This window comes from Streptomyces coffeae (assembly GCF_016741875.1).
GTDB classification, from domain to species: Bacteria; Actinomycetota; Actinomycetes; order Streptomycetales; family Streptomycetaceae; genus Streptomyces; species Streptomyces coffeae.
In genome coordinates, this window is sequence record NZ_JAERRF010000082.1 from 1 (window position 1) to 5669 (window position 5669).

Consider the following 5669-nt stretch of genomic DNA (forward strand, 5'->3'; position numbering starts at 1 on the left):
GGTCCTGCTCAGCTGGTGCCAGACCCTCCAGGCGGCGGGCCAGGCCACCTTCACCGTCCACCACGGCTTCACCAGCCGTGCGCCGCTGCCGGACAGCAGGCAGCAGACCCTCCAGCACCCTGGGCACCGTCTCCCGTCGACCGGCCAACACACTCAACCGCAGCGCCACCGGCAACACCACCGGCTCGTTGATCTTCAACGCCGAATCCAAAAGCACCAAGGCGTCCTCAGTCGTCAACGGCGGGAAACCCTGACGCCGCATCCGAGCAACGTCGGCGTCGCTGAGCCGGCCACCCATACCTTCGGCCTGCTCCCACATGCCCCATGCCAACGACACCGCCGGCAGACCCTGCGCACGCCGCGACACCGCAAGCCCATCCAACACCGCATTAGCCGCCGCATACGCCGCCTGCCCCGCATTCCCCACCACACCAGCAAAGGAAGAGAACAGAACAAACGCATCCAGCTCACGATCGCAGGTCAGCTCATGCAGATGCACCGCCGACTCCGCCTTCGCCACCAGTACGCGCGCCAACCGCTCAGACGTCACATCCACGACCAAGCCGTCATCAAGCACACCCGCCGCATGCACAACACCCCGAAGCGGCACATCAGCCGGAATCGCATCCAGAACACCCGCCAAAGCCTCACGATCAGCGACATCACACGCGGTGACCGTGACCCGCGCGCCGAGCCCCATCAACTCCTCACGCAGTACCTCCGCCACCGGAGCCTCAAGCCCACGCCGGGACAACAGCAGCAGATCCCGCACCCCGTGCTCCGCGACCAGGTGCCGGGCCACCACCGCGCCCAGGCCACCCGTACCCCCGGTCACCAGGACCGTGCCCGACTCCGGCCACGGCACCCGGCGCGCCTCCGCCACCGGCAGCGCACCCTCCAGGCCGTCCTCGTCGGTCCCATTCACATGCACGTCTGCCGCTGCGGCCGAGGGCTCCGTCACCGCATCGAGGGGAAGGCGCCGGACGCGGGGCAGCCAGACCTGCCCCTCCCGCACCGCGACCTGACTCTCCCCCTGCGCGACCAGCTCAGCCAACCCGCCGGTCAAGGCCCGGTAGGACGACTCCTCGCCATCCACATCAGCCAGCACGAAACGGCCTGGATGCTCACTGACCGCCGAACGCACCAGACCCCACACACCCGCACCAGCCAGATCAAGCCCCTCAGAACCGACGGCAGCACTCACCGCGACCGCGCCCGTGGTCGACACCACCAGACGCGACCCCGCCAAACGCTCCTCAGCCAGCCATGCCTGCATCAAAGCCAGCACACCAGCAACCCCACCCAGGAGATCACCAGAATTACCCACCGGCAGCAGCACACTCCCCGGAACATCACCACCCTCATCCAAAGCCGCAACAAGCCCCGCCACATCCGCATACACCGCCACACCCCCCACCTGCCACCCATCCGGCTGGCTCCCACCCAGCACGGCCCAGCGATCCGATGTCCCCGGCCCCTCCGATGTCGGCGCCGGAACCCAATCCAGCCGGAGAAGACGTCCCTCAGCGGCCAAAGCAGCGTGTGCAAGATCCACAACAGCAACCGGCCGCAGCACCAGTGAGTCGATCTGGGCGACCGGGTCGCCCGCGGCATCGGCGAGCCGCACCCCGTACTCACCAGAACCGCACGGCGACAGGTGTGCACGCACTGTCCGCGCTCCCACCGCTGACAGCGACACCCCCGACCACAAGAACGGCAGCAGCGCACCCTCAACGGACTCGCCCCACACCCCCAGCGCATGCAGGACACAGTCGAGCAGCGCTGGATGCAGGCCGAATGCAGCACCCTCACCGGCAATCTGCTCCGGCAAGGCCGCCTCCACAAACAGGTCCTCACCCCGCTTCCAGACCTCGCGCAAACCCCGGAACGCCGACCCGTAGGCCAGCCCGGACCCAGCCAGCCCCTCGTACAACCCCTCCAGCGAGACAGACTCCGCACCCGCGGGCGGCCACACCCGCAGATCCCACTCCACGGCCCCGCGCTCAGCAGTCGCCGTCAGGACTCCAGTGGCATGCAACGTCCACGGCTCATCAGCACCGGCATCCTCCCCACGGGAGTAAACCCGCACCTCACGCCGCCCGTCCTCATACTCCGAAGCATCGACGCTGACCTGTACATCAACAGCGCCATCCTGCGGCACCACCAAAGGCGCCTGGAGCATCAACTCCTCAACACGGTCACAGCCGACCCGGTCACTCGCCTGTACCGCCAGCTCCACGAACGCCGTCCCCGGAACCACCACGGAACCAGCCACCACATGATCGGCGAGCCACGGGTGCGACTGCACCGACAGCCGCGACGTCAACAACACCGCATCCGAACCCGCCACGACCACCGCGGCACCCAGCAACGGATGCTCCGCCGCACCCAACCCCAAACCACGCACATCAGTAACCGGCCGCGAACCCTCCAACCAGAACCGCTGACGCTGGAACGCATACGTCGGCAACTCCACCCGCCGCCCACCACACCCAGCAAACACCGAACCCCAGTCGACCACCGTGCCACGCACAAACAGCTCAGCCACCGCCGTCAGCAGGGTTGCGGCTTCCGCCCGCCCCTTCCGCAGCACACAGACAGACTCCACGGCATCCGACCCGGACTGCGCCAGGCTGGTCAGCACCGGATCCGGACCCACCTCCAACAGCCGGGAAACACCCTGCCCGTCCGTGACAGCCGCAAGAGCATCGTGGAAGCGGACCGGCTCGCGGACCTGACGCACCCAGTACTCCGGAGTCGTCCACTCACCCTCATCCAGCGATTGCCCGGTGACGGTGCTGAGGGCGGTGATACTCGGCTGCCGGTAGCTGACGCTCGCCGCGACCTCAGCGAACTCCGCCAGCATCGGCTCCATCAACGCCGAATGGAACGCATGACTCACCCGCAGCCGCGACACCCGACAGCCCTGCTCGCCTGCAACCGCCATCACCTGCTCAACGGCATCCTCGTCACCAGAGACCACCACAGCCGTCGGACCGTTGACCGCCGCGATCCCCACACGCGAACCATCCGGCAAACCGCCCAGAATCTCCGTAACCTCGGCCTCGCCGGCCTCGATGGCTGCCATCGCGCCACCCTCCGGCAACGCCTGCATCAACCGCGCACGCCCCGCCACCAACCGCGCAGCATCCTCCACACCAAACACACCCGCCACATACGCAGCAACGAACTCACCAACCGAATGCCCCAGTACGACATCCGGACTCACACCCCAGGAACGCAGCAACTCCACCAACGCCACCTGCACCGCAAACAACCCCGTCTGCGCATACCCCGTACGATCCAACAGCGCCGCCTCAGCAGAACCCTCCCCCGCGAACAACACCTCCCGCACCGGCACACCAAACCCCACAACGCCCTCAAGCGCCGCATCCAGATGACCGCACACCTCATCCAAGGCCCGAGCGAAGACAGGGAACTCTCCGTACAACTCACGGCCCATCCCTACCCGCTGACTGCCCTGCCCGGTGAACATCCAGCCGGTACGGCCCTCAACCGCCATCCCGGATATCACTCCATGACCATCGGCCATGCCGGCCAACCCGGCCAGCAACGTTCCACGGTCTCCGCCCAGGACCACGGCACGGTGCTCCAGCACAGCCCGCCCCGTCGCCAACGCCACACCCACATCCACCGGCGAGCACTCAGGCTTCTCCTCAACGAAGGCCACCAGCCGCTCGGCCTGCGCCTCAAGCGCCCCCGCACTCCGCCCCGACAACACCCACGGCACCACCGGCAAGTCCACCGACGACCGCTCCTCGACAACCACCGGCTCTACTGCGGGAGCCTCCTCGATGATCACGTGCGCATTCGTCCCACTGATCCCGAACGAAGACACACCCGCCCGACGCACACCCTCCACACGCCGCGGCCACCCACGCGACTCCGCCAGCAACTCCACCGCACCGGACTCCCAATCCACCTGCGACGAACGCTCATCAGCGTGCAGTGACTTCGGCAGCTGCTGCTCCCACAGCGCCATCACCATCTTGATCACACCAGCGACACCGGCAGCAGCCTGCGGATGACCAATGTTCGACTTGATAGACCCCAGCCACAGCGGATCCTGACCCTCACGCCCCTGCCCATACGTCGCCAGCAGCGCCTGCGCCTCAATCGGATCACCGAGCTTCGTACCCGTACCATGCGCCTCGACCGCATCCACATCCGAGGGCGACAGACTCGCGTTCGACAAAGCCTGCCGAATCACCCGCTGCTGCGACGGACCATTCGGCGCCGTCAGACCGTTCGACGCACCGTCCTGATTGACCGCACTCCCCCGCACCACCGCCAACACCCGATGCCCCTGCCGCCGAGCATCGGAAAGCCGCTCCAATACCAGAATCCCGGCGCCTTCGGACCAGCCTGTGCCGTCCGCGTCGTCGGCGAAGGACTTGCAACGCCCGTCCGCGGCGAGCCCGCTCTGCCGCGAGAACTCCAGGAACATGCCTGGATGCGCCATGATCGTCGCACCGCCGGCCAGTGCCATCGTGCAATCGCCCGCACGCAACGCCTGGCATGCCAGGTGCAGCGCCACCAAAGCCGACGAACACGCGGTATCCACCGACACCGCCGGACCCTCCAACCCGAGGGCATAGGCGAGTCGTCCTGACGCGACGCTCGGCGTACTTCCGGTTAGCAGGTACCCCTCGGTCTCCGCAGTTGCCTCATGCAAGTGGCCGCCGTACCCGCTCGCCGACACGCCCGCAAAAACTCCCGTCGACGATTCGCGCAGTGACCGCGGATCGATCCCGGCTCGCTCCAACGCCTCCCATGCGGTCTCCAGCAGCAATCGCTGCTGCGGATCCATCACCAACGCCTCACGGGGCGAGATGCCGAACAGCTCGGCATCGAAGTCCCCGGCATCCTGCACGAAGCCACCAACCGCAGCGAGATCATGCAGCACGTGGGCATTCCAGCCGCGGTCCGCGGGGAACGGCGTGATGGCATCACCCGCGGAGGCGACCAAGGCCCACAGGTCGTCCGGCGATGTGATGCCCCCAGGGAACCGGCAGCCCATACCCACAATCACGATCGGCTCGTCCAGTGGTTCAGCCGGGGCAGCGTGGATGCCGGGTCGTCCTTCTGCTGACTCGACTGCGATGTCGAGGGCCTGATCACGCAGGTAACCCGCGAGAGCGGACGGCGTGGGGTGGTCGAAGATGAGCGTCGCGGGCAGCCGCAGGGCTGTCGCGGTGGTGAGCCGGTTGCGTAGATCGACCGCGGTCAGCGAGTCGAACCCGAGGTCCTTGAACGCCCGGGCCGGATCGATCTCGGACGGGGAGGAATGACCCAGAACCGCAGCGACCTGGGTCTGGACTAGATCGAGCAGCATCCGCTCCTGCTCGGCCGCGGGCAGCCCCTGCAGACGACGAGCCAAAGCCCCGTCACCCCCGGCAGCAACCTGGCCGACGGCACGCCGCTGCGGAACATGCTGCGCAGCTGGGACCAACCCGCGCAGCACACTGGGCAGACTCTCGCGAGCAGTGGCGAGCGCCTGGGTCCGCAGAGCGACCGGCACCGCCACCGGCTCATTGACACGCAGAGCGATATCGAGGAGGGCAAGCCCGTCCTCAGTGGACAGGGGTGGGAATCCCTGCCTGCGCATCCGAGCCACGTCGGCGTCGCTGAGCCGGCCGCCCATACCC

2 protein-coding genes are annotated in these 5669 nt (G+C 67.4%); one reads left to right on the plus strand and one right to left on the minus strand.

The window, feature by feature from the left end; genetic code table 11:
* The coding region (locus JK363_RS40850; RefSeq protein WP_215911745.1) for a type I polyketide synthase at positions 1–5401 on the minus strand (5401 nt) is incomplete at its 3' end.
* 51 nt (positions 5402–5452) lie between these two features.
* On the opposite strand from JK363_RS40850, the gene JK363_RS41990 reads away from it, so the two are divergent.
* Positions 5453–5669: hypothetical protein (locus JK363_RS41990; RefSeq protein WP_215911746.1), on the plus strand; the 217-nt coding region annotated here is incomplete at its 3' end.